This window comes from Saccharospirillum sp. (assembly GCF_039982735.1).
Taxonomy (GTDB): domain Bacteria; phylum Pseudomonadota; class Gammaproteobacteria; order Pseudomonadales; family Natronospirillaceae; genus Saccharospirillum.
The window spans coordinates 198,794-222,345 of record NZ_JBDWXV010000010.1 but is presented as its reverse complement, the minus strand read 5'-3'; the positions used below and the strand labels follow the sequence as shown (position 1 = coordinate 222,345).

19 protein-coding genes are annotated in these 23,552 nt (G+C 56.1%); 15 read left to right on the top strand and 4 right to left on the bottom strand.

Annotated features, from left to right (window positions below; translation table 11 throughout):
- Positions 1–235 precede the first annotated feature (235 nt).
- The 3 genes from ABJT94_RS07830 to ABJT94_RS07820 all read left to right on the top strand — a co-directional run bounded on the left by ABJT94_RS07830 (position 236) and on the right by ABJT94_RS07820 (position 3,667).
- Positions 236–718: a DUF3015 family protein gene (locus tag ABJT94_RS07830; RefSeq protein ID WP_348476350.1), complete on the top strand. Its 483-nt coding sequence runs from the start codon at positions 236–238 to the stop codon at positions 716–718.
- A gap of 75 nt (positions 719–793) precedes the next feature.
- Positions 794–2,683, top strand: coding sequence for a DUF4105 domain-containing protein (locus ABJT94_RS07825; protein ID WP_348476351.1), 1,890 nt, complete (start codon positions 794–796; stop codon positions 2,681–2,683).
- A gap of 99 nt (positions 2,684–2,782) precedes the next feature.
- A complete protein-coding gene (locus tag ABJT94_RS07820; RefSeq protein ID WP_348476352.1) occupies positions 2,783–3,667 on the top strand; it encodes a patatin-like phospholipase family protein in 885 nt (294 codons plus the stop codon).
- An 18-nt stretch (positions 3,668–3,685) separates the two neighbouring features.
- On the opposite strand, the gene ABJT94_RS07815 is transcribed toward ABJT94_RS07820, so the two are convergent.
- The 3 genes from ABJT94_RS07815 to ABJT94_RS07805 all read right to left on the bottom strand — a co-directional run bounded on the left by ABJT94_RS07815 (position 3,686) and on the right by ABJT94_RS07805 (position 6,810).
- Complete coding sequence (locus ABJT94_RS07815) at positions 3,686–5,575, bottom strand: monovalent cation:proton antiporter-2 (CPA2) family protein (RefSeq protein ID WP_348476353.1); 1,890 nt, start codon at positions 5,573–5,575, stop codon at positions 3,686–3,688.
- A 41-nt stretch (positions 5,576–5,616) separates the two neighbouring features.
- Positions 5,617–5,796, bottom strand: a complete 180-nt coding sequence (locus tag ABJT94_RS07810) for a PLDc N-terminal domain-containing protein (protein ID WP_348476354.1) — start codon at positions 5,794–5,796, stop codon at positions 5,617–5,619.
- 69 nt (positions 5,797–5,865) lie between these two features.
- Positions 5,866–6,810: a helix-turn-helix transcriptional regulator gene (locus ABJT94_RS07805; protein WP_348476355.1), complete on the bottom strand. Its 945-nt coding sequence runs from the start codon at positions 6,808–6,810 to the stop codon at positions 5,866–5,868.
- Between the two features lie 208 nt (positions 6,811–7,018).
- Here ABJT94_RS07805 and ABJT94_RS07800 point away from each other — a divergent pair, with 208 nt between their 5' ends.
- The 9 genes from ABJT94_RS07800 (at position 7,019) to ABJT94_RS07760 (ending at position 18,189) form a co-directional block, all read left to right on the top strand.
- Positions 7,019–8,971, top strand: coding sequence for a hypothetical protein (locus ABJT94_RS07800; protein WP_348476356.1), 1,953 nt, complete (start codon positions 7,019–7,021; stop codon positions 8,969–8,971).
- 3 nt (positions 8,972–8,974) lie between these two features.
- Positions 8,975–10,642 carry a hypothetical protein gene (locus ABJT94_RS07795; protein WP_348476357.1) on the top strand — a complete coding sequence of 556 codons (1,668 nt, stop codon included), beginning with the start codon at positions 8,975–8,977 and terminating at the stop codon, positions 10,640–10,642.
- 447 nt (positions 10,643–11,089) lie between these two features.
- The gene (gene rsgA / locus ABJT94_RS07790) at positions 11,090–12,148 is read left to right on the top strand and encodes a ribosome small subunit-dependent GTPase A (protein ID WP_348476359.1); all 1,059 of its coding nucleotides are present in this window, start codon (positions 11,090–11,092) and stop codon (positions 12,146–12,148) included.
- Between the two features lie 264 nt (positions 12,149–12,412).
- Positions 12,413–14,356: a choice-of-anchor Q domain-containing protein gene (locus ABJT94_RS07785; protein ID WP_348476361.1), complete on the top strand. Its 1,944-nt coding sequence runs from the start codon at positions 12,413–12,415 to the stop codon at positions 14,354–14,356.
- 110 nt (positions 14,357–14,466) lie between these two features.
- Positions 14,467–15,999 (top strand): glutamate synthase-related protein, encoded by a 1,533-nt coding sequence (locus ABJT94_RS07780; protein ID WP_348476362.1) that lies wholly within the window; start codon positions 14,467–14,469, stop codon positions 15,997–15,999.
- 270 nt (positions 16,000–16,269) lie between these two features.
- A complete protein-coding gene (locus tag ABJT94_RS07775) occupies positions 16,270–16,671 on the top strand; it encodes a spore germination protein GerW family protein (RefSeq protein ID WP_348476363.1) in 402 nt (133 codons plus the stop codon).
- Between the two features lie 45 nt (positions 16,672–16,716).
- Entirely contained in the window at positions 16,717–16,989 is a 273-nt protein-coding gene (locus ABJT94_RS07770) for a hypothetical protein (protein WP_348476364.1), read from the top strand.
- 124 nt (positions 16,990–17,113) lie between these two features.
- On the top strand, positions 17,114–17,587 hold the full coding sequence (locus tag ABJT94_RS07765) for a spore germination protein GerW family protein (protein ID WP_348476365.1): 474 nt from the start codon (positions 17,114–17,116) through the stop codon (positions 17,585–17,587).
- The gene (locus ABJT94_RS07760; RefSeq protein WP_348476366.1) at positions 17,587–18,189 is read left to right on the top strand and encodes a DUF2953 domain-containing protein; all 603 of its coding nucleotides are present in this window, start codon (positions 17,587–17,589) and stop codon (positions 18,187–18,189) included. Before ABJT94_RS07765 ends, ABJT94_RS07760 begins: the two co-directional genes overlap by 1 nt.
- A gap of 90 nt (positions 18,190–18,279) precedes the next feature.
- Here ABJT94_RS07760 and ABJT94_RS07755 read toward each other — a convergent pair whose 3' ends face one another.
- Entirely contained in the window at positions 18,280–19,065 is a 786-nt protein-coding gene (locus tag ABJT94_RS07755; RefSeq protein WP_348476367.1) for a helix-turn-helix transcriptional regulator, read from the bottom strand.
- 200 nt (positions 19,066–19,265) lie between these two features.
- Between ABJT94_RS07755 and ABJT94_RS07750 the strand changes: the two genes are divergently transcribed.
- From ABJT94_RS07750 to ABJT94_RS07740, 3 genes are all read left to right on the top strand, one after another.
- Positions 19,266–21,716 (top strand): chitobiase/beta-hexosaminidase C-terminal domain-containing protein, encoded by a 2,451-nt coding sequence (locus ABJT94_RS07750; protein ID WP_348476368.1) that lies wholly within the window; start codon positions 19,266–19,268, stop codon positions 21,714–21,716.
- A 128-nt stretch (positions 21,717–21,844) separates the two neighbouring features.
- Positions 21,845–22,846 carry a cytochrome c oxidase assembly protein gene (locus ABJT94_RS07745; RefSeq protein WP_348476369.1) on the top strand — a complete coding sequence of 334 codons (1,002 nt, stop codon included), beginning with the start codon at positions 21,845–21,847 and terminating at the stop codon, positions 22,844–22,846.
- A 23-nt stretch (positions 22,847–22,869) separates the two neighbouring features.
- Positions 22,870–23,460 (top strand): SCO family protein, encoded by a 591-nt coding sequence (locus ABJT94_RS07740; protein ID WP_348476393.1) that lies wholly within the window; start codon positions 22,870–22,872, stop codon positions 23,458–23,460.
- Positions 23,461–23,552: the final 92 nt, after the last annotated feature.

Genomic DNA, 23,552 nt, shown 5'->3' with positions numbered 1-23,552 from the left:
GCGTCGGGTGATTACAACAGAGCGGAAAGTATGGTCAGCAACTGTATGGATGTCCAGTCAACAGGCTTGGTTATTCTGTAATCAGCCGGGTTATTAAGCCGGTTATTTTTATGATATCGATCACAAATGCCCGCGGCGGCAAGCGACCCGTCAGTATGCCTTGGTTACACTCCGCGCGCCTCGGAATGAGGTGTTCGTTTCATTTATTAAGGATTTTTCGTTAAGGAGAAATACCATGAAAAAGTTGTTGCTTACCGCTGGATTGACCGTTGCACTTTCGGGTACCGCCATGGCCGGAAGTGGCCCGGGTTGTGGTTTGGGGTCGATGATTTTTGCAGAAAAAACCGGAACCTTTAACCACGTTCTGGCCAGCATCACCAATGGCATTTATTCCAACCAGGCCTTCGGTATGTCTACCGGCACCCTGGGTTGCGATTCAAGCCAGTCGATCGAATACACTCAGGTCGCGGCCTATCTCGACACTAACCTGGATCAGGTAGCGGTCGATATGGCGCGTGGCGAAGGCGAAGCACTGGACGGTCTGGCAACACTGCTCGACATTCAGGCAAGCGACCGCGCTGCCTTTTCTGCTGCTGCACAAGCCAACTTCACTCGCATCTTTCCGTCTGCAGAAACAACTCGCGAAACCGCGGTTGATTCACTGATGGCCGTGCTGCGTGAAGACCAGAACCTGGCCGTGTACGCTCTGAACGCCTAAAACCCGGCGTTGCTACGGGGAGTCGTCGGCTCCCCGGTTCCCTTCCCTGTATTTGTTATTCAAGGCTTTATTACCGTGAAAACCGGAATTGCCCGCACCCTCAGTAGTGCGCTGGTGTTGCTGCTGCTCGGGTCAGCTGCAACCGCTAGCAGTACCTCATTTAACACCAGCTGGATCCATTGGGTTGAACAGAACCGGTTGTACCATGACGATGGCTGGTACAAGGTCATGCATTACCGGCCCATATCGGGCGGTACACGCAGCGATGTGGGAGATGCCGACTTTTTCTTTGCCCCGGCCGGTCGGTTCGACCCGGTTGCGGAGTTGTTTTCAACCGTGCGCGCTTTTATGACCGACACGCCCGAACTGGGCGATGCTGCTGCTCAGTGCCGTTACCCGCGTCGCTTTGAATGGGTGCTCGACAACTTTCCCGAAGACATTGTTTTCCCGCAGGTTGAGTGCCCGGCTTTGTCGGCGTTTATTGAACAGTCAGCGCCTTCGGGCATGACATTAATTTACCCCAACGCCTATTTAAACAACCCGGCGTCCATGTTTGGCCACACCTTTGTGCGCATCGATGGGCAAAGCGGGGGCGAAACCCGAAACGCGCTGCTGGCATTAACCGTCAGCTACGGTGCCGATGTTCAGCCGAACGAAAACGGCTTTGTTTATGCGTTTAAAGGGCTCACCGGGTTGTACCCGGGGTCGGTGCGTTCACATCCTTATTATCGGCAGGTGCAGAACTACAACGAACTGGAATCCCGGGATATCTGGGAATACCCGATGAATTTTTCGCCGGCCCAGGCCGAAAGCTTTATTAAGGCGGGCTGGGATTTAAAAGACATCAACATCAATTACGCCTACCTGTTGGAGAACTGCTCCTACCGCTTACTCAGTTTACTGGAAGCCGCTTTCCCGCAGTACGATCTGGTCGACGACTTTGATGTGTATGCCGTGCCCGTCGATACCCTGCGAACACTGGGTCGCGCCGGGTTGCTCGAAACGCCACGATTCCGGCCTGCCATTGCCAGCCGCATTCATTTTCTGGCCGGTGAACTGGCCGATGAACAGGTTGAGCTGGCGCAACGGCTGGTCGATGACGCCGTCTCCCCGGCCGATACGGAAGCACTGGCGGAATTGCGTGTAAAGCAGCAGCGGCTGGTGGTCGATCTGGCGTACGAGAATTCGCGCTTTAAAGCCAAAAAAGAAAGTTCGGGCATGGCCGAGGTTTCCTATGGCCTGTTGCGCTTGCGCGCGCAACAACCTGCGGGACAGTTAACGCCGCCTCCGGAGGCCTGGCCAGCGGAACCCATGCAGGGGCATGGCGTTCGCCGTGCTGGTGTTGGCTTGGGGTACGGGGCCGATAACACCGTGCATGCCCGGTTCCTAATTCGCCCGGCCTACCACGACAACTACGATCGGCAGGCAGGTTTTCTCGATAACGCTCAGGTGAATGCCTTGCAAGCCGAAGTGAGGTTATCGGTCGACGAAGACGACGAGGCCGATCTGGCACTCGACCGGCTCGACCTGGTCGACTTTCGCTCGCTGAACCCCTATCACGCCATGACGCCCTCGCTCGCCTGGGCGGGTCGTTTGGGCTGGTTGCGCCAGGGCCCGCAGCAAACAGCCCTGCCGTTCGGGGCCGAAATTGGCCTGGGAAGGGCGGTAAGCACGGGAAGCAACAGCCTGGGCTTTCTGTTGGTAACGACCGAAGCCACAACCGCTCCGCAACTGCTGGTAGGGCTGCACGCTGGCTGGCTCTTGGACGTTGCCGCACACGATCGTTTCGGCCTGGAGGCGCGCCTGGCCCATGATGTGTTGGCTGAAGAACCCTCCGCCACCCTGACCGCTACCTATAACCGGGTGCTCTCAACCCACCGCGCCGTTCGCTTTCAACTGGCGGCGAAAACGCAGGGCCAGACCCTGGAGAGCAGCGCCACGCTAGACTTCAACTGGTACTTTTAAGCGGGTTGCGATAACCCAGTGGTCATACTTCTGTGCCAGGTGTAGGCTTCTTGCAAAGGCCGTTGTTGCCGGCCGTGATCTCATGCAGAGGAACACAACGTGAAGAAAACGTCCATGGCGCTTGGCAGTGGCGGTGCCCGCGGTCTGGCTCACATCGGCATCCTCCGGGCGCTGCAAGACAGCGGCGATTACCAGATCAGTTCCATTGCCGGTTCATCCATTGGTGCGCTGGTGGGCGGCCTGTATGCGGCCGGCAAGATGGATGATTACGCCGACTGGGTCAGCGAACTGTCGCTGGGCGAAATATGGAAGCTGCTCGATTTTTCCTATTCCCGGGTCGGCCTGTTCAAGGGCGACCGCATTATGGATCGCCTGGCCGAACTGGTGGGGGATACCCAAATCGATGACCTCAACATGCCGTTCAGTGCGGTGGCCACCGATATTCAGAAACGGGAAGAAGTCTGGATCACTCAGGGTTCCATGTTCGAGGCCATTCGTGCTTCCATCGCCATTCCCGGTTTCTTTACCCCGGTACGCCGAAACGGCCGGTTGCTGGTCGACGGTGGCTTGCTAAGCCCGCTGCCGATGACACCGCTGCTGTATCACGACGCCGAATTCAACGTCGTCGTCTCTCTGAACGGCAACGCGCACCAGCCTGAGCCGAAAAAGCCAGTGCCGGACGAAGCGGCGGACTCGCAAGATGAGCCGTCCAACAAACTGCTGCAATGGTTTCAGCAAACCCGTCAATCGCTGGGGTTTGAAAATGCAAGCCAGGGCAACTCGAACTCGGTTGTCGATATTTTTGCCCAGTCGGTAGAAGCCATGCAGGACCGGATTGCCCGGTACCAATTGGCCGCCTTCGAGCCGGATCTGCTGATTGAAGTACCGGTCGATGCCTGCGGCATCCTGGATTTTCACCGCGGTAAAGAGATGATCGATCTGGGGTACGAGCTAACCCGGCAGGCGTTAAAAAACAAACGTTAGTGCCAGCCAGGGCTGCATTCAGTTGGAGCGGGATAAATCAGGTGGTTCATCATCAAGGTCGTCTTCTGTGGCGGCCGGGTCCGGCTTGCGCAATTGGTGTTCCCATTCTTCCATCAATGATTTCACGCGTTCTACATAAGCCTTGTTCTGTGCAATTGGCGTGTTGATGTCGTACAGGCTGGCCAGCTCAACCATCGAAGCACGATCGATGGCTTCGAAATCGGTGGCCATTGTCTGAGCTCTGGCTGCATCGTACCCCAGTGCTTCGAACGCGGAGCGGCCCATGCGAATCGAGCTGTCGTAGGTTTCCCGAATGATGTCGCGGCAGCCAATCGACCACAGGTCATACACATGCATGCGGTCGCGAGCACGGGCCAGCACATGAACGTTCGGGTAAGTGGTAATGATGTAGCGCGCCAGTTCGGTGATTTTTTCTTTGTCGTCAATAGTGATCACCACCAGTTTCACATCTTCTATGTGAGCGGCTTCGAGCAAATCAGGCCGGGTACCATCACCAAAGAATACCCGCAGGCCGAAAGCGCGCAGCATTTCCAACTGGGATGAACTGTAATCGACGACTGTGGTTGTGACACCACCGGCGCGCAGCATCCGGTTAACCATGCCACCCACCCGCCCGTGGCCGATGATTAACACCTCGCCATGGTCGGTAATGTCATCCATTTTGTCTTCCTGGCCGTGTTCAAAACGCGGCACGATGAAACGGTCGTAGACGATGAACAGCGCTGGGGTGATCACCATCGAGAGCGCCACCACCAGCAACAGGGGGTCGGCGATGGCCTGCGGTATAACCGAATTGGCCACAGTAAAAGACAGCAAGACAAACCCGAACTCACCGGCCTGCGCCAGACCCAGTGCCAGCAACCAGCGGTCGGCGCCGTTCACATTGAACAACCGGCCAAGCACAACTAACACACTGGCCTTCACGACGATCAGCAGTGCCGTTAAACCCAGCAGCACGAGCCAGTGTTCGCCCAGCAAACCGAAATTGATGCCAGCGCCAACGGTCATGAAGAACAGACCCAGTAACAGGCCCTTAAAGGGCGCAATGTCCGATTCCAGCTCATGGCGATATTCGCTGTTGGCCAATACAACGCCAGCCAGAAAAGTGCCAAGCGCCGGCGACAACCCAACCAGCGACATCAACAGGGCGATGCCAATCACAATCAGCAGTGCCGCTGCGGTAAACAGTTCGCGTAACCGTGCCAGGGCAATGAAATTAAACAGCGGCCGGGTTAGGTAGTTGCCGGCGACCACGACCAGGGCGATCGCCGTGAGTGTGACCAGGGCGGTTTGCCAGCCATTCAAGCCGGCCACCAGGCTCAGCGTTGCTCCGTGGTCGTCGGTTGCAGCGTGGGCGGCACCCCCGTCGAGACCCGCAATAGCGAGTAGAGGCAGCAAGGCCAGCATGGGGATGACGGCAATATCCTGAAACAGCAGAACCGAAAAGCTCGACTGGCCCCCGTCGCTTTTAAACAGGCCTTTTTCGTTCAACGTCTGCAACACGATGGCGGTGGAAGACAGCGACAACACCAGGCCAATCGCCAGCGCCACTGTCCAGGGTTGACCGAGCAGCAGTGCAATGCCGGCGACGGCCAGCGTTGAGAGGGTGACTTGCAACCCACCGAGCCCGATCAGGCGGTGACGCATGGCCCACAGCTTTTTAGGTTGCAGCTCAAGACCGACCAGAAACAGCATCATCACCACGCCGAATTCGGCAAAGTGTTGCAGTGAAATGACATCAACATGCAGCAGGGTCAACAGCGGGCTGATCACGATACCCGCAATCAGGTAGCCCAACACCGAGCCCAGTCCCAAACGCGTGGCCAGTGGCACTGCCACTGCGCCGGCACAGAGGAAAACAAAGGCCATCAACAGGAAACTGGTCATCGGCTGACTCTCACAGCAATAGGGGCGGGGGTTTGGTCAGGTCAGCGCTTGGGTCCAAGCAGGAACCAGAGAATGAAGCCCAGTAAAGGCAGCAACAATAAAATCAGTATCCACAGAACTTTGCTACCGGTTCCGGCACTGCTCTGTGCCGTCTTCAATATGCCGTAAATAACACAGATCAGTAAAATCAGGCCAAAAAAACCGCCGACTTCAATAGACATGGGTGTCTCCTATAAGAGTGTCTCGGGAGCTCACAATAAACGAGGAGGCGACGGACTGGAAGGCAAAGCTCAGGATGCAGGAGGCAGTTGGCGCCCGTTTACCCGGGTTGCCAGGGCACCCTTATCGCTGACGCCCAGTTTTTCATAAATGCGGGTCAGGTGGGTGCGTACCGTACCAGGGGCAATGCTCAGCTGCTGGGCGACCTGTTTGTAGCTGAGACCGGCAGCGAAGGCGGAGGCGATTTGCTGTTCGCGCGGGCTGAGCGGCAGCGCAGAGACGGGTCTGGCCTGCAGCAACCAGCGGCTGCCGACCGGCTCTGCGGTCAGTTCAAGCTGGTGGCCGGTGTAGTGGCCATGCAACGCCAGTGCTTCGATAGCCGCAGCCGGCAGACGCCGGCGTGCACTGAGGCCCCATTCTTCAATCAGCAGGGCGGTGAATCGGTCGTCACTGGCGTGCAACACGCCAAACCGGTCTACCAGGGCGGTGTGCCCCTGCGCACTGGTGACGGCCGCCAGGTCGTTGTTTTGCGCCGCCAAAAACAAATGACGGGTAACCAGCGACTTAAACGCCCGTTCCTGCCGGGAGAAGTCGGCCTGGTTGCGTTCCCGGGCCAGGGTGACAAACACATGCAAGCCAGTGCGCGGGTCGATCTGCATGGTCGAGATCATTTCGCGCGCGTGGTAGCGCCCCCAGTGTTCGCTGTAGGCCTTGGAATGAAATACCCGGGGGACTTCCGAAAGCGCCCAGGTCTGACCAGTGTTGCCAATGACCAGGTTGGCGAACGGGTCTTCGTGTTTAACCGGTTCCCAGGTTTCAAACAGGGTGGGCGTCTGGTCGAGCACTGTGGCGGTGTGCAGTTCCCGGCTGGTGCCATCGCCTTCACCCCAGATGGCGAAGTCGAAATCGAGGTGGGTACGGATACGCTGCAGAGTAGTGACCTGAAAATCAGCCGCCGACAGTCGGGCGCTGTCGTGGTGCACTTCCAATAGAAAATCGCTCCAGTCAGAGACCATTCTGAGCTCCCGAATAAGGTTTAAAAACGGGCGCGTCCTGGCCCGAACTACCACGAGGTCTGCTCCCCGTGAAAACTGATCACTCGGACAACGTTAGCAAAGCCTGTTCAAAAAAGCATCAGCGGGGTACAGCATTTGCCGTATAACGGAGTCCGTTAAGCTGACGTAGCCTTGAATCTGTATAAAACAGACAAGGAACCGTTCCGCCATGCTTACCAGAAAAATGCTTGCCATCCCCACGCTGATCGCGCTGGGTTCCTTATTGACCGCCTGTGGCGACAGCAGTGGCGGCGGCTCAGGTGGAGGATCGGGAGGGGCTGGAACCGATACCGGCAGTGGCTCCGGTGGTTCGGTAACCGGTATAGCGCAATCCGGGTTTGAAACCGAAGCGTCGCAGCGTTGGAACTGGGTGCACCCCTTACCCCAGAACTACGGCCTGCAGGCCGTCATCTCCGACGGGCAGATGTTCCATGCTGTGGGCACGAACGGCACCTACATGAACTCACCAACGGGTGATAACTGGACGGTGAGGCACTTTCCGGCAGATACGCTTGCAGGCATCGCCTGGAATGGCGCGAGCACCCTTGTTGCCGTTGGCGAGAGTGGCCTGAGCGAGGTGGAAGGCCTGATTGCCTATAGCACAAATGGCGGGGCTGACTGGCAGCCTGCCGAGCTGCCAGGTGACCCCGGTCGGTTCAGCGAGGTGGTCTGGACAGGTAATAACTTTGTCGCCGTGACGGCGAGTGGTGACATTGTGGCTATCAGCCCGAACGGCATCAGTTGGACGGTGTCTGAAACTGGCGAGATGACTGGTATCGGTGCGCTTGCGAACCAGGGGTCGACGCTGGTCAGTGGCGGTTCCCAGGGTGCTTATTACAGTGAAGATGGCGGTGCTACCTGGGCACCTGTAGCAGGGGCTATTTCGGCCAACTCATCAATTCGTGCGTTTGAGTACCTGAACGGCCAGTTCATTGGCATTGGCGGGTACCAGCTTGGTGGCTTTTTAACCAGTAGCAATGGGGCTGACTGGAGCAAGGATGACGACGATTTTAACTACGTCTACCAGGGTAGCTTCGCCGATAGCTTTACCTTTTCCGCTGTCACCCAATTGGGCGATCACTTTTGGGTCAGTGATACCGACGGCAATATTCATCGGCGGGATCTGGACGCACCGAACTGGACTCAGCCCGTTACCAGCAGCTTGGGGTTCATTGCATCCATGGCCACCAGAAATGACACATTGCTGGCCGTCGGCACCAAGGGGAGGCTGGTGCGCGCCCTCGCTGCAGACGATATTGAAGAACTTAAGAAAACCCCATTGGGCGGGGCCGATTTTACCGCCATGGTTCAGGATGACTCTTACAATATTCTGATTGGCACCGAAGACGGCAAGGTGTGGTTCACCGATGACGATGGCGTCAACTGGACAGAATCCACAGTGTTGGCCGGTGGGGCAATCGAGGATCTGGCCTTTTCAGGCTATGGCTTTGTGGCTGTGGGCAATGGCTTCATGGCCAGTAGCCCGGACGGGACAACCTGGACGGTTAGGGATGGCATCGAACTACCGGATTACCCGGGCACTGCTCTGCCGTTTGACTCCGTCGCTGCCACTATCGACGGCTGGGTGGCCATCGGCAACAACAACGTTGCTGTCTGCACCGCGGTCGATGCTTGCGAGTATCTTGATGAAAACACCCCGGCACTCGGTATGAGTCAAGTTGTACACGACGGCCACAACTACGTGCTTGTTAATTTCAGTGGCGGCGTTTTTCGCAGTGTCGATGGACTTGAGTGGTCCCGGATGTATACCGCAGACGACAATTTGTCATCCATCGCCGCCAGTGCCGAGGCGATGGTGATCAGCGCTGCCAACTTCGATGTTCAGAATAAGGTTTATGTGAGCAACGATCTGGGAGTTACCTGGGAGCCCGCCCAGTTTGGTGAGGGGGCAGACATTCCTTCGGCGGCACTGTCAGTTAGCGACAACACATTTTATCTCTACAGCGCTCAGACCTTTACCCTTTGGACCAGCACCGATGGCCTTAATTGGGAACCGGAATATGCCCCTTTGCCGGTTTTCGACGTAGCCGAAGTATCGAGTGGGCAAATGATACGCGGCTCGCTTAATCGCCTCTTCGAGCGACTGGTGGTGGAGGAGTAAGTGGTGAATCATAAAGCACCGTGGGTCCCCCTGGCCGGGTTATTGACCTTGATTCTGCTGGTCGGGTGCAACGCCTCAGGTTCGAGGTCGGCCGAGAACAGCGACGACACACCGGGCAATGCCAGCGGTGGCCAGGCAGACGTCTCAGCCGGAACCTACGTTGGGCTCGGGCCGCTGGCGCCCGGTTCAACGGTCGAGTTTTTCGAGCTGGATCCGATGACCGGTCAGCGTAACACCGGAAGTGCCGTCGCAACGGCCACCGTTGATGCTCGCGGTGCCTATACGTTGCCACCGTTCAACACCCGCTGGGTTGAAGCCGTTGCCAGCGATGACTATCTGGATCTGTATACCATTGGCACCCGCTATACCGAAGACGCGCCGGCGAATGTCAGCGCTATTCTGGATACTGAAGACAGCAGCCAGGGACTAAACGTTCATTTGTTTACGCACCTGGTTGCAGAGCGCGCCAAGTGGCTATTGTTAAACAGCGAATCGGATTCTGTTTCAGCGGCTATGGAACAGGCGAGACAGGAGTTTTCGGAAGACTGGGCATTGACCCTTTCACCGGAAGAACTGCACTTCTTTTATGAACCGGATACACCGGTCACAGATTTGGATGACTACGCCAAACTGCTGGCTGCCTCATCTTATGTCTCCAGATACACACCAGACGATCCCAGTCGGCTCAGTGACCTTGCAAGTGACTATTCACAGTCACGGCTGACGCTGGAATCCGGCGCTCTGTTTGATATGACCGAAGCACTGTCAACCCGGTCCCAGTTTTATTCAGACAGAGCCATCTCACGGATGGAGCGGGTTTTTCGCGATGAAGACAGACCCGCTTACTGGCAACTGTTTGCACGCACACTGAGCGGGTGTGAAGCCGCCAGGGCGTTTTCAAGCCGCACCATCGTTTGCCTGGGCGAAGACCGCGATACCATCGAGGCGGTCATCCCGAGCGGGGACGGAACCTATACCAAAACCCTCTACTTCCACCCCAGAGCAACGGGCATGTGGGCGCTGGAAGTGTCGATGCAGGAAAACTGCGACGTAAACTGGACGTCGTATCTCGGTGAAACAAGCAGCACCAGTATGGCCAGTGACCGCACGACTGACAGAGTAAGCCACAAGCTGATCTCCGGTCGCCGGCTGATCCAGGGGTTGTACCGGCTTGAAGTGCGGTTCAACCGGGATGACTGCCTGGTGCAAAAGGCAACCCTGAATTTTCGTAAGGTCGCAACCGGGACCGACAGCGCGACGAGTCGCGGATTGTATCTAATCGAGAAGGGTGAGCAGTTCAGCGGCGTGGTGGGTAACTATGAAAATCCAACGGCCAATATTGAATTGTCGTCGACACGCGCTTACCTGTTTTACCGCAACGCCACTCAGGGCGTTTCCGATGTCGAGTTCACACTGAACTATGACAACAGCGGTGCAGTGGCGTTGGATCTGCATGTAGAGGAGTATTATACCAATCAATTCGGCTCGGGGTTCATCGGCATTGGCGCTCAGTCGACAAACGAGTCAGTCGGGCAATTGACACAACTCTATGAACTGGAACCATCGACGCCCTATCGCGTCTGGGTCGAGAACGTCAGTGCGGATACCACAACTTCCCTCAATGACTTCAGAGCAAATGGACGGCGGTTTTTCGACTTGACGATCCAATAACCAACCACTAACCAATCACCACACGCACCTGGCCCGGGTTGGCCTGGCGCAGTGGCGTTTAAACGGGGCCGGTTGCGTTGGGCCCCGTGTTTATGGCTTTTAATTGGGCAGCACCAGATTATGCTGTTGAATAGCCAGACCCTGTGGCACACTTCAGCTGGTCGGGCCATCGCCCGCCCATTAACGTTCAGCAGGAGGATTTTCTTTATGTCTCGCACCCTGGCAATTGCTTGCAAGGCGTTACGGGCCTGATACGACGCACCGTGTCCTCGAATAGTTTCCCGATGACATTCTGCATCGGGTAGAAGCCACATCGTTATCGTCGATTTCCCGTTACGCCGCACATAGATCCCGAATGACGCAGCCACTGGCTTGCGTGTGGATTTTTATTGCCTGGCGATTGTCATAGCCTGACAGTCTCCAGACCCAATACAGGTATGGAAATCGATGACTCCAACTATTTCGCTGGCTGAACTCGGCTGGCGCCCTCTCTTTCAACAAGCACTGACTCTCGAACAGATGGAAAGCGGGGTTGTTGCCCGCATTCTCGGTGTCGACCGGGATCGCCTAATGCTGCGTAGTGAACAGTCTCAGTGGCATGAACCTCTGGAAAAACGCTGGCACGATGTGGCGATTGATGAGCGCCCCACCGTAGGCGATTGGGTTTGGTTGCAGCCAGACGTGCCCGGAACCCTGACGTTGCTGCCGCGCCAAACGCTGTTACAACGGGTTGCCTCAGGGACTGAACCTAAACCGCAACTGTTAGCGGCCAACATTGATACGCTGTTGATTGTGTCGTCTTGTAACGCCGACTTTAACCCGGCGCGACTTGAACGCTATCTGGCTCTGGCGATGGAGGCGGGTGCAATGCCTGTCTTCGTACTGACCAAAGCCGACCTGAGCAGTGAGGCTGACGACTACCGGGCGGCGGCGCAAACGCTGCATGCCGCGACCCCGGTGGTAGTCTTGAATGCGCTCGATCACAGTGCCGTTGATCTGTTGAAACCCTGGCTGGCACCCGGCCAGACGGTGGCCATACTCGGCTCCTCTGGCGTGGGAAAAACCACACTGACCAACACCTTGCTCGGTGACGGACGCTTCAGTACGGCCGGTATTCGCGAACAGGATGCCAAAGGGCGTCACACCACCACCGCCCGCCAAATGGTCCACCTGCCCGACGGCGGATGGATAGTCGATACACCCGGCATGAGAGAGTTGCGACTGGGCGATGCCAGTGACGGTGTTGATCGTTTGTTTGACGACATCGTCGAACTGGCCCGACACTGCCGGTTTGCGGATTGCCAGCATCAGGGTGATCAGGGGTGTGCGTTGGCAGCGGCCTTAGAACAGGGAACACTGGATCCGGATCGACTGCAGCGGTTCCTGAAACTCAAACGAGAAAGCCAACACGCTCAGCAAACGGTGTGGGAACGACGCAAACGCTACAAGGCATTTGGGAAGATGGCTCGAAGCGTGCTAAAGGCCAAGAACGAGAGAAAACGGTGAGATCGCTTCAGTGTAAATAAGTAATCTCACCTTTCAGGGTCGGCATCATGTCGACCCTTTTTACACCTACCAGTGTTTGCTTTTTTCAACCGGATTTTCCATATCGGTAATGCATTGATTTTATTGAAAACGCTAGCGGCTGGCTTGAGAATTGCTGGGTCTCAACGAATGTGTATGCTCGTTGTAGCCCGCAGTATCTGCTTGTTGTGAGAGGGGTTGAAAGTACATTCATATTAACCCGATGAATGACAGGAAGTAGACCCTATGGTGTTTCAAAAAATAACGCATGCACTTCTTTTGTTAATGCTCTCGCTGGCCGTTGCTCACGGCGCAACCCTTACTGTGACGACCACCAGCGATACCTCGGCCAATGACGGTGTGTGCTCGTTGCGTGAAGCCATCGGCTCGGCGAACAGTAATACCGCATCGGGCGCCGCTAATGGTGAATGCCCGGCAGGGGATTCAGCCACAACCGATCGTGTTGTCTTGCCTGCCGGCACTTTTAATCTGAGCAGTACGCTCACGATTGCCGAAGACCTTGTTCTGCAAGGCGTCAGTAAAACGGACACTGTGCTGGATGGGGGAAATTCGGTTCGCGTCCTGAACCTGGCCAGCGGTGCGGATTTGGAAGTCGTTCAGCTGCGGGTTGCTAATGGTAGTACAGCCAGTCCGGGCGCGGGGTTGTACGCAACCACCAATTCAGTGGTAACGATTCGGGACAGTCAGTTCAGCAGTAATGCCGCGACAAATACAGGCGGCGCCATTTTTACAAACTACGCATTTTTAAACATCTACGACAGTACCTTTACCAACAATTCTGGAAGCTATGGCGGCGCAGTTAATGGTGACTACAGCACGGTCACGATAAGAGGCAGTTCTTTTTCCGGTAATTCGGCATCGTCTGATGGTGGCGCTGTTTATAATGAATACGGGTTGCTCGACATTAAAGAGTCCAGTTTTTCCAGTAACTCGGCATCATCAGACGGCGGTGCCATTTATAATTATGACTACGGTTTGACTGAACTCGATGATGTGACGCTGACCAGCAATACGGCCGGTGGGGATGGGGGTGCTGTCTACACGGAATATTACAGCTTGCTTACGGTGCGCAACAGTCAGCTCGATAACAACTCGGCCGGGTCAGAAGGCGGTGGAATCTACGCCTATTATTCAGCGACGGTTGATCTGGTTAATACCAGTGTGTCCGGCAATGAATCGTCGTCCGATGGCGGTGGCTTATACATTGATGAAGGCACGCTGAACGCTCTGAATAGCCAGATAGACAACAACACCAGTGGCGACGAAGGAGGAGGGTTCTATCTGGATTATCCTGGCAGTGCAACGCTCACCAATACGTCACTGATGGGAAATACGGCAGACACTGATGGCGGCGGGGCTTACCTCTATTACGCGCCATTGATGCTCTTTAACGTCAGCATTGGCGACAATACAGCGACATCGGGTGAGGGCGGAGGGATATACAGTGAAGCTGGCCCCCTGCGTATTGAGCGATCAATTCTGCGAGACAATGTTGCCGATTCCGGAGGCGGTGGTATTTACGCTTATTACCAGGTCTCAATGACTCTGACTAACACCACGGTCAGTGGCAACAGTGTTAGCAACGGCGACGGTGGCGGGCTCTACCTGGAGTCGGACATTCAAGCAGAGCTGCGCAGTGTGACTCTGGTTGACAATGCGGCCTCCGGGTCGGGAGGCGGTGTATACAAAGACGATACCGACTCGTTGCTCGCCTACAACAACAGCATTATCGCTGGCAATACAGCAACCTCGGACGCCGATTGTGCGATTGAAGAAAACACGCTGTCACGGGGCTTCAATGTACTTGGTAATGGCACTGGTTGCCCGACTCAGGCGACCGACCAATCCATAAACGCACCGGCGGTTTTCGATGACTTGCTTACGCCATTGGCCGGTAACGGCGGACCTACACTGACACATGCTCTGGTTGCAGGAAGCATTGGCGACAATGCGGGCGATAACGACAACTGCCCCGACGTGGATCAGCGCGGTACACAGCGCCAGCAAAACGGTCGCAGCTGCGATGTTGGTGCCTATGAGCGGGTCAATGCAGCCAGCAGCTCCGGTGGCGGAGGTGGTGGTGGCAGCATGGGCGGGTGGCTGGCTATGCTGGGAGTACTACTGCTGTTTGGCAGAAAGGCTGGCTTGCGCTCTCCTGTTCAACACTAAGCGGGCCGGGGTCGTAAAAACGGTATCACTCCTGGGGCTAACCCAGGCAAAAGTCGGAACCAGCGTCTAACCTTGTGAGGCGTTGATCCGACCTTTGCACTGGAGGCCCCATGGCTGAGCAACCCCTTATTGCCGCTAAGAAACCCGCGAAAGTAGAACTGAAGCAGGGTGAGTCCTACACTTGGTGCCGTTGCGGGCGCTCTTCCAACCAACCGTTTTGCGACGGTTCCCACAAGGGTACCGGCATTACGCCCGTTACCTTCAAGGCCGAATCCTCTGGTGATGCCTGGTTGTGCCAGTGCAAAGCCACGGGCGATGCGCCGTTCTGCGATGGTACCCATAAAAAGTTGACTGATTACAACGAGGGCGACCCTTCGCCCTCGATGATTCAATCCGGCGCGCCGAAAGCCGAGGCTACACCTGAAGAACCCACCGTGGCCCGCATTCACGAACTGGCCCGTGATGGCCTGAGCAAGCTCGGCCACCACGGCGAAATGGGCGCCATGGGTGTGCCACGCAAAGACCTGCCGCATTGGGATGACCTGCAAATTCTGCCGGCCCAGCTGGCCCGCAAACCTCTGCTGGACGATGTGGAGGTGGATACCCGCGTTGTTATTGGACCCCGAGCCAAGAAACCGCTGGTGCTCGACATTCCGCTGTTTGTGTCCGATATGAGCTTTGGAGCCCTTTCCGAGGAAGCCAAAGTTGCTCTGGCCAAAGGTGCCGAGCTTGCTGGCACCGGCATTTGTTCGGGCGAGGGCGGCATGCTGCCCGAAGAGCAGGCCGCCAATTCACGCTATTTCTACGAACTGGCGTCAGCCCGTTTTGGCTGGGACATCGACACCGCAGCCCGGGTTCAGGCCTTTCATTTCAAGGGTGGCCAGGGTGCCAAAACCGGAACGGGAGGTCATTTGCCCGGCAATAAAGTCACCGACAAGATCGCAGAAGTCCGTGGCCTGCAAAAAGGCGAAGATGCCATTTCACCTGCTACCTTCACCGACCTGGTTACTCCGGCCGATTTCAAAGCCCTGGGCGATGAAGTGCGGGAACGCTCGGGCGGTATTCCCATTGGTTTTAAACTATCGGCCAATCACATAGAAGCCGACATCGACTTCGCGCTTGAGGCGGGTGCCGATTACATCATTCTCGATGGCCGGGGCGGGGGCACCGGTGCCGCTCCGCTGATATTCCGCAATCATATCTCAATCCCCAGTATGGCAGCTCTTGCTCGTGCGCGGCGCCACCTCGATCGCACGGTCGGGCGTGATGTCACCCTGGTGATTACCGGGGGGCTGCGGATGCCGGAAGACTTTGTAAAAGCGCTCGCGCTCGGTGCAGACGCCGTCGCGATCGCCAACTCCGCCATCCAGGCGGTCGGCTGTGTGGCCGCGCGTATGTGCAACACCAACAACTGCCCCGCTGGCATTGCCACCCAAAAACCCGAATTGCGGGCGAGGCTAAACGTTGATGAGAGTGCTGAACGCCTGGCGCGTTATCTGGGCGCCAGTGTCGAATTGATGCAAGTACTCGCCCGCGCCTGTGGCCACTCACGCCTGGCCGACTTCGACCCGGAAGATCTGACCAGTTGGAAGCGAGAGATGGCCGAACTCACCGGCGTTCGCTATGCCGGCGTAGGCTACTAAGGCGAAAAACAGAACGTCAGTCGCGATGGTTGGGGCTGTACCGGCCCTACGATTACGCCTTTGTTGGATTTACAGCTTGCCAGACAGGCTGGTCGTAAAGCCATGTTCGATACACTGGTTTATGAAGGTTCATTACCGTAAAGTGACTTTTTACAGGGGCGCTTTAGGTAAGGTTCCGTCACGCTGATGCAATCGCTTTCGTGATGTGCTTGAAGGCAGTTTGAGCGAACACTGGCTTAGTTTCATTCAATAGCGCGTAGGGAACACAGTATGCAGAATGTAGAAGATTTACTGAAATCAACCATGACTGAGATCGAGCGGGTGCTTGATGCCAAGACGGTGGTAGGTCCGCCAGTCACGCATGGGGACACCACCGTTGTCCCACTGGTCAGTGTTGGGTTCGGCTTTGCCGCTGGTGGCGGTACGGGTAATGTCGCCTCGGGCGACAAGGCCTCAGCAAAGGCCGAAGGTGGTGGCGGTATGGGCGCCGGTGGCGGCGGGGGCGTTAAGCCGGTTGCCGTTGTCATCATTGAAAAAGACTCGGTACGACTGGAATCCATTAAGGGAACCGCAATCACCGTGATGGAAAAAGTCGTGGACGTTGTTGACAAGGTGGCTACCAGAAGCCAGAACAAGCGTAATAAAGACAGCGACGATGACACGGGTGACTGAAGAGCGAAGCACTGCTCCGGTGTTGTGCGCACACGTTACGACGACATGAAGCCAAAGACTGGAATCAGAGTCGGCAAACCGGTCGTCGTGGGTGATGTCACCATCATTCCGCTGGTCAATGTTCACATTCAGAGTGTGGCGCAGGCGGGTCGCTACTGGTTTCATGGGTCGGCCGATCCGTTTGCCGTCGTTGTTGTAAGCCAGGGAGTTGTCAGTGCAGTCGATATTGAGTCGGGAGAATTCCCGGTTGACGAACTGATGACGAAAGTACCCGACCTCTCGGCCGTAATTCAATCATCACAAGATGCCCGTAGCTGAATGCCAGGTTTTGCTCGGGGTCCCGGCACCAGGCATTAGACTGTTTAAAACCGTTGATCCATGCTTTTCAAAGGTATCGGATTAGCCAGGCGAGGCCGGGTCGACACAAACTGTGGAGCACAAAGTGAATAACATTGATGATCTTATTAAAACAGCTGTCGGTGAGATGGAGCGCCTTCTTAACGCCAAAACGGTCGTGGGCGAGCCCATCACTCACGGCGATACAACCATTGTCCCGCTGACGAGCGTGGGGTTTGGTTTTGGCGTTGGCAGTGGTTTCGGTGCCTCAACATCGAGTGATTCAGGCGATGGCTCTGGCTTGGGGGTTGGCGGCGGTGGAGGCATTAAACCCGTTGCGGTGGTTATGATCGAAAAAGACACCGTCAGGCTCGAGAACATCAAAGGCAGCACGGTATCCGTTGCTGAGAAAGTGGTTGATCTGGCAGATAAAGTAGCAACCAACAAGCTAAAAGCCGACGAACAAGCAACGGACGAAAATACAGAAAGCAAGCCTGCATCCAGTAAGGCTAAGCCCCGTAAACCAGCATCAAAAGCCCCCTCCCGAGCGAGAAACAGCAGTCGTAGTAAAGGCGACTAATGGATTGGTTGCTGTTGTTTGTTTGGGTGTTGCTGTCGATACTGGTCACCCTTGTGGTGCTGTTAGCCGTGCCACTGGAATGGCGGTTCAATGTTGAACTCGATGAAGATCATCGCGGCGCAGACAGCCACATCCGATGGCTGTTTGGGCTGGTGATCATTCGCACAAGTAGTGAACCCAAGTCTGACTCCAGCGAAAAGCCCGCCAAGCCTAAAAAACGCAAGCGTCAACGAAACCGGCAATCGCTCCGGCGGGTGCTATCGGTCGATGGGTTTGTTGGTCGTCTGCTAACACTGATTCGGCGTATCGTGTCGGCCGTTCAGGTTGAACACCTCTCTGTGCAGGCTCGACTTGGACTGGGAGACCCGGCAGACACAGGCCAATTGTGGGGAGTAATCGGGCCCGTGACTGGCTTATTATCTATTCCCAAAGCCACTCGAATTAACATAGAACCCGACTTTTTCAACGAAGTTCTGGAATTACAAAGTGATGGTCGTCTTCGGGTCATCCCACTTCGCTTGATTGGCCTATTGTTGGGTTTTCTACTGTCATTCAACACATGGCGAGCCTTTCGTGCGATCAAAGCAGGCGCTCGTGAATAGTGTTCAGGTTTAGCCAGTAATGAGCGTGTGAGGGCGGTGAGTCAGGGCGCTGCCGTGTGACGTCTGGGTTTCTTTGTCACATCCAACCCGCTAGTGTGTCTGACCGTTCAACCACAACCCCAATAACCCACTGCGTCCACGCACGTTCAGCTTTCTGCACAAGCGGGCACAATAGGTGTGAACGGTCGATTGAGTCAGCCCCAACTGGTCAGCGATTGCTTGCTCGGTTTCCGTGCTGAGCAGGGCTTCCAATACCCGACGCTCCGCAGGGGTCAACGGTGATTCAGCCACTTTAAGGCCGTATAGCGTTGCAATGCGCTGATGAAACCAGGCCATCGGCCGAACGGCGGTTTCAACCAGTTTGATGTCGTTGCTGGAAAAACCGGGCAGCGTCGGGTCCATTCGATGAAAGGACATCCAGGATTCAATGTCGTCGCCAAGAGGGGTCGTTACATAAAGGCCATCCACGATGCCGTGTTTTGCTAACAGAGTTTGGTAAGACGGTCCGTACCGATCATCAGAAACGACAGCCGCTTGTAAGGTGCCGATCCGAAACGTTCCGGCCTGGCTCATGGCGGAACCTGCCGTCGACTCCGGGTCGAGCGATTCCATCAACTGGTATTGATCCATTTTTACCTGTTCCATCAGGTTCTGCTGGCTCGTGCTGTAAAAGCCTGCCGAGCGCCAACCGTCCATCGGATTACCCGGTTCGTGTCGGTGCATGCGAACAACGCCACACCACCCTGCCACCTGTGCATCGAGTAATGCCGACAGTTCAGCTAACGCCCACTCTAAGGCTTCGCTGGTTTGGCGGGCGTCAAACTGGTGCAAGCGATCCCAAAGGTGGTGAATGCTTGCCTGATGAATCGGCATCATGTCGGTGTCTCGTCGTGAGGGGATAAACCAGCGTTAGGTTGCATCATATACCACCCCACCCGACCAGTCTCTGTTTAGGGACTGTTCGGCTAGGGCGGCTGCCGATAGTGTGGGAGCGTCTGCAACTGAAGCCATTCCGGCTTGTTGTCTGTTGATGGTGCCCGGGTTGAGTTCGGGCCTGTAAACCGGAGCTCTTCCTCATGATCAACCGTTTTTCCCTTGCGTCTGGCCAATTGGTGCGGGCGTTAGTGGTCGGTATTGCCGCGTTACTTGCACTACCGGCACTCGGCTATAACTACCCACCCATATCGCAGTCGATGTCTAACAGCGGATATAATCTGCCCATCGGGAAAAGTCTGGGGCAAAGTTTCACGGCAACGGCCAGTGGCAACCTGAAGAGTCTGGGCCTGAGCACCAATGGTGCCTATTTGGATGTTGAACTGTATCGCGGTTCCGGGCGCGATGGCACGCGCTTGTACTGGCGGCCCAATGTTCTGTTTAGTAATGTGGCGCCAGGCTCCGTGAATACACACGAGCTTACACAGAACATCCTGGTTGAAGCGGGTGAGGTTTACACCTGGGTCATCAAGAACGTATCGCCTGCGGAGTTTGATGCCCGGTTTATTCATTCCAATTATTTTACCGATGGCGGCACCGACATAGATGCCTACCCGGCCGGTCAGCGGTTTGTGTTTGACCCGGCTGGGCCCTACCCGGAAGCAGACCTCGTTTTCCAGGTGATTATGTCGACCGATCTCGATATCGAAGGTCAGGGCGTGTTGATACAGGATGGTGACACAACACCCGCCGTTGCCGATGATACCGATTTCGGTGCCCATGAGATTCGACTCGAAACCATGACCAAAACCTACGAAATAACCAATGTTTCCGGCAGAACGCTGACGCTGAGTGGAGCATCAATCACCAACCCGGACTATTTCAGCGTTAGCCGCCAGCCGGCTACGACACTGGCCAATAATGCCACCACGAGCTTTGACATCACCTTTGCACCAGTCACGATTAATAACAACGTAACGGCCCAGGTTACCGTTGCAAGCACCGGTATACCCAACCCCTATACGTTTGCAGTAAAAGGGGTGGGTTTGCGAGATACAACCCGCCCGGCTCCGGTGATTACCGGGCCTGACTCTGTTCTGACCGGTCCGTTTTCAGTAGAGATCGATTTTCAGGAGCCGGTTATCGGCTTGGAAGTCAGCGACTTTACCGTTTCCCGGGCTCGGGCAAGCGGCATGTCGACACTGGGTAATGGCCGCTACCGTCTTAACATCATACCCACCGGAGGCAGCCCAATTAGTGTGTATTTAGCGTCAGAAAAAGCCACTGACCTGTCTTTGAATAACAACCTGAGCTCAAATGCCTACTTTAAAACCTATGTGGAGCGGTTTGATTTTGAGGATGAGGCGGGTGAAGCACTGACGGCTCCTGTGGTGAACGCGGGCGATCGTTTTGCGTTTACTCTGGCGCTGGGCAGTGGCGACTTTGATGTCAGCCCCGTGACGAATGAGTATGGTGCTGCCGGCACGGTCAGTACCGTTAACAGCCGAACCTTTCAGTTCACACCCGCAACACAAGGTGCCTTTGCAGGTACTTACCAGGTCACGCTGACCGACGCTGTGTCTGGCTGGTCCGATACACTGGAAATTCGAGTACCTCTGGCGCTGACATTGTCTCGTACCGAATTGCTGGATCGGGGCGAACGGGCACTGGCTGATGTGACCGTCACAGGCGCAAGCCCAGGCACCGCGATATCATTGGCACTGGCCAGCACGGCGACAGAGGGCTTGCCGGTGTTGGCGCAAACGGAACTGACCTCGGCTGATGACAGCCCGGCCGGTCACCCGGCAACCACTACTCTAACCTCAGTAAACTTGCCGGATGTTGCAGTCGATGTCGAGATAACCGCATCCGCCTTCGGCTACTTATCGGGCGAAGCAGCGGCGGAGGTGGTGCGAACGGCTGAATATCGCGGCCGTGTGACTGACTATTTGAATGGGCTGGATGAGGTGTCAGTGAATTTGCTTGCCACCGAAACCGATGCGGTTCAACTCGACCAGCTTGGCGCCCCTTACCAGGCGCAAACGACTGAGCTGGGTGACTTTGCTCTGGCCATTCCCGTCGAGCTGCTGGCAACGCCGCTGACCTTGCAATTCGTTAAGGACGGTTTGGCTGTGTTAGCGATTGATGCCGACGACTGTCTGACAGAACCCGCTGGTTGTGACGTTGAGATGGTCTATTCACAAGCCGCCACTGCGCCCGCCTTCGATCAGCCGACGGGCTTATATCAGGACCAGGTCATCGTGGAACTCACCAGCGCCACTGAGGGGGCTACCATCAGCTACACACTCGACGGCAGCGAACCGACACCCGTGCACGGTCAGCGAATCAACAGCGGTGATGTCGTTATTCTGAGGGAGTCGGCCGTCATCGGTGCTTTGGCGTTTGCTGAAGGCCTGGCACCCTCGGCTGTCAGTCAGTCCGGTTATTTGATTCAGAAAACAGAGGCCCCTGAAGAGTCGGAGGGCGAAAACAGTGGCAGCAGCAGCAGTGGCGGCAGTATGAGCGCCTGGTTGAGCTTGCTGGCCCTGTTACTGTTCACCCATACCCTCTATTACCGACGTTATAGAGCCTAGTATCGGTATCGGTCGGGGTAAGCTGCGTGTCCGGTTGTAAGATACGCAGTTTACCGCCGGTTTTTAGCAATTGTGTACGATGCTTTCTGCCCCAAACCTGACCGCTCAATTCACCCACCCAGTCCAACTTGACGACCGTTAGCCAGAAACGTAGCCTCAGCATACCCGATGTCAGCGAACGAGCAGATTGCCAGGCACGTCTGCGTGCCATGAGTGCCATCGCCTCATCTCAACACACCTCTCAGGCGCCAACGGTTGCTGGTGCCCTGCCTAGACCAGCCGGGGGCGTTTTGCTGGATTACCTGTCGTTACTGTTGCCCTACGAGTTCTCCTGGCTCGCCATTGTGTTTTTTGGAACAGCCAGTGTTCTGTACGCGAACGGACAACGCGTGCTGGCGCAATCGGGTGAACCTGTGGCCCGGTGGCGCAGCGCGCTGTTCTGGCTTGGGTTGGCGCTGGCCTACAGTGTTATGCACACCCGGTTCGACTATTACGCCCAGTTCATGTTTTTCATTCATCGCATTCAACACCTGGCGTTGCATCATGTAGCGGCGATACTGCTAATGGGCGCGAACCCCTGGCGTGCGCTGGCGGCCGGTTTTCCCGAGGGTGGCGCGAAACGGTGGATTGCCCGCGTACTTCAGTCGCCGCTGGTTCAATGGCCTTACCGGTTCATTCAATTTCCGCCGATCGCGGTGATGGTGTTTGCCGGTCTTATCTTCTTCTGGCTGACGCCCAGCATTCACTTTAACGCCATGCTTAGCCAGCCGCTTTATCTGCTGATGAACTGGTCGATGTTCATCGATGGCCTGTTGTTCTGGTGGTTGATTCTGGACCCCCGTTCCCCGGCCCGCGTCGGGACGCTCGGCTTTGGCAAGCGAATACTCGTGATCTGGGCAGCCACGGTGCCGCAACTGGCGCTGGGCGCTTACATTGTTGGCGCGCCACAAAGCCTGTATGACATTTACGAAGTGTGCGGTCGGGCCTGGCCAATCGCCCCGCATGACGACCAGGTGCTGGGTGGGCTGTTCACCTGGATACCGCCCGCCATGATGGGCGTGCTGGTAATGGTGGTGGTATTGAGGCGCTTGCTGCATCAGTCGGATAACGACGGTGCACAGCCCGCTTGAAGGCTAGAGAGGAATCGATTGTGATGAAAACCCTGCCACTCGCCTGCGCGGTTGCGTTGGCTCTATTGATAACGGCTTGTACCGGCAGCGATGCTGACTGGAGCGGATCAAACATTGAAGGCGTGATGTCGGATCTTGAATTCGAACTGACGTCAGATACCGGTGAAGCGGTGACCGAAGAAACCTATCGGGGCAAAGCCAGCCTGGTGTTTTTCGGCTTCATGAATTGCCCGGATATTTGCCCGGGGACATTGCAACGTTTGTCGACCGCCATTGAAGCCTTGCCCACCGACAGGCAGAACGATGTGCAGGTCTTGTTTGTCAGTGTCGACCCCGCGCGGGACACACCCGAGAAATTAAAGGAATACACCGAGTTCTTTGGGCCACAGTTTACCGGGCTCACCGGTACCGAGTCGCAATTGTCCGACCTGGTGAAACGTATGAGAGCCACCTACGGCTATGGAGAACCCGACGACAACGGCAACTATGCGGTGTCACACAGTTCAGCCATTTATGGCTTCGATTCGCAGGGCAATGCCCAGGTGCTGATGAAGAGTGATCAGCCGGCTTCGGACATCAGTCACGATATCGAACGGTTGTTGCAGCGCTCGTAAAAAAACGTGACCGAGCACTAGGGTTAACCTCGCATGCGTTGATTCTGACCGACTACTTGGCTATTTGGCTTGGTGGTTTTGCTCCACATCAA

Coding starts and splice junctions, on each gene's coding strand:
- ABJT94_RS07830 (WP_348476350.1), top strand. CDS start 236: ATGAAAAAGTTGTTGCTTACCGCTGGATTGACCGTTGCACTTTCGGGT.
- ABJT94_RS07815 (WP_348476353.1), bottom strand. CDS start 5,575: ATGACCAGTTTCCTGTTGATGGCCTTTGTTTTCCTCTGTGCCGGCGCA.
- ABJT94_RS07810 (WP_348476354.1), bottom strand. CDS start 5,796: ATGTCTATTGAAGTCGGCGGTTTTTTTGGCCTGATTTTACTGATCTGT.
- ABJT94_RS07805 (WP_348476355.1), bottom strand. CDS start 6,810: ATGGTCTCTGACTGGAGCGATTTTCTATTGGAAGTGCACCACGACAGC.
- ABJT94_RS07800 (WP_348476356.1), top strand. CDS start 7,019: ATGCTTACCAGAAAAATGCTTGCCATCCCCACGCTGATCGCGCTGGGT.
- rsgA (WP_348476359.1), top strand. CDS start 11,090: ATGACTCCAACTATTTCGCTGGCTGAACTCGGCTGGCGCCCTCTCTTT.
- ABJT94_RS07785 (WP_348476361.1), top strand. CDS start 12,413: ATGGTGTTTCAAAAAATAACGCATGCACTTCTTTTGTTAATGCTCTCG.
- ABJT94_RS07780 (WP_348476362.1), top strand. CDS start 14,467: ATGGCTGAGCAACCCCTTATTGCCGCTAAGAAACCCGCGAAAGTAGAA.
- ABJT94_RS07775 (WP_348476363.1), top strand. CDS start 16,270: ATGCAGAATGTAGAAGATTTACTGAAATCAACCATGACTGAGATCGAG.
- ABJT94_RS07770 (WP_348476364.1), top strand. CDS start 16,717: ATGAAGCCAAAGACTGGAATCAGAGTCGGCAAACCGGTCGTCGTGGGT.
- ABJT94_RS07760 (WP_348476366.1), top strand. CDS start 17,587: ATGGATTGGTTGCTGTTGTTTGTTTGGGTGTTGCTGTCGATACTGGTC.
- ABJT94_RS07755 (WP_348476367.1), bottom strand. CDS start 19,065: ATGATGCCGATTCATCAGGCAAGCATTCACCACCTTTGGGATCGCTTG.
- ABJT94_RS07750 (WP_348476368.1), top strand. CDS start 19,266: ATGATCAACCGTTTTTCCCTTGCGTCTGGCCAATTGGTGCGGGCGTTA.
- ABJT94_RS07740 (WP_348476393.1), top strand. CDS start 22,870: ATGAAAACCCTGCCACTCGCCTGCGCGGTTGCGTTGGCTCTATTGATA.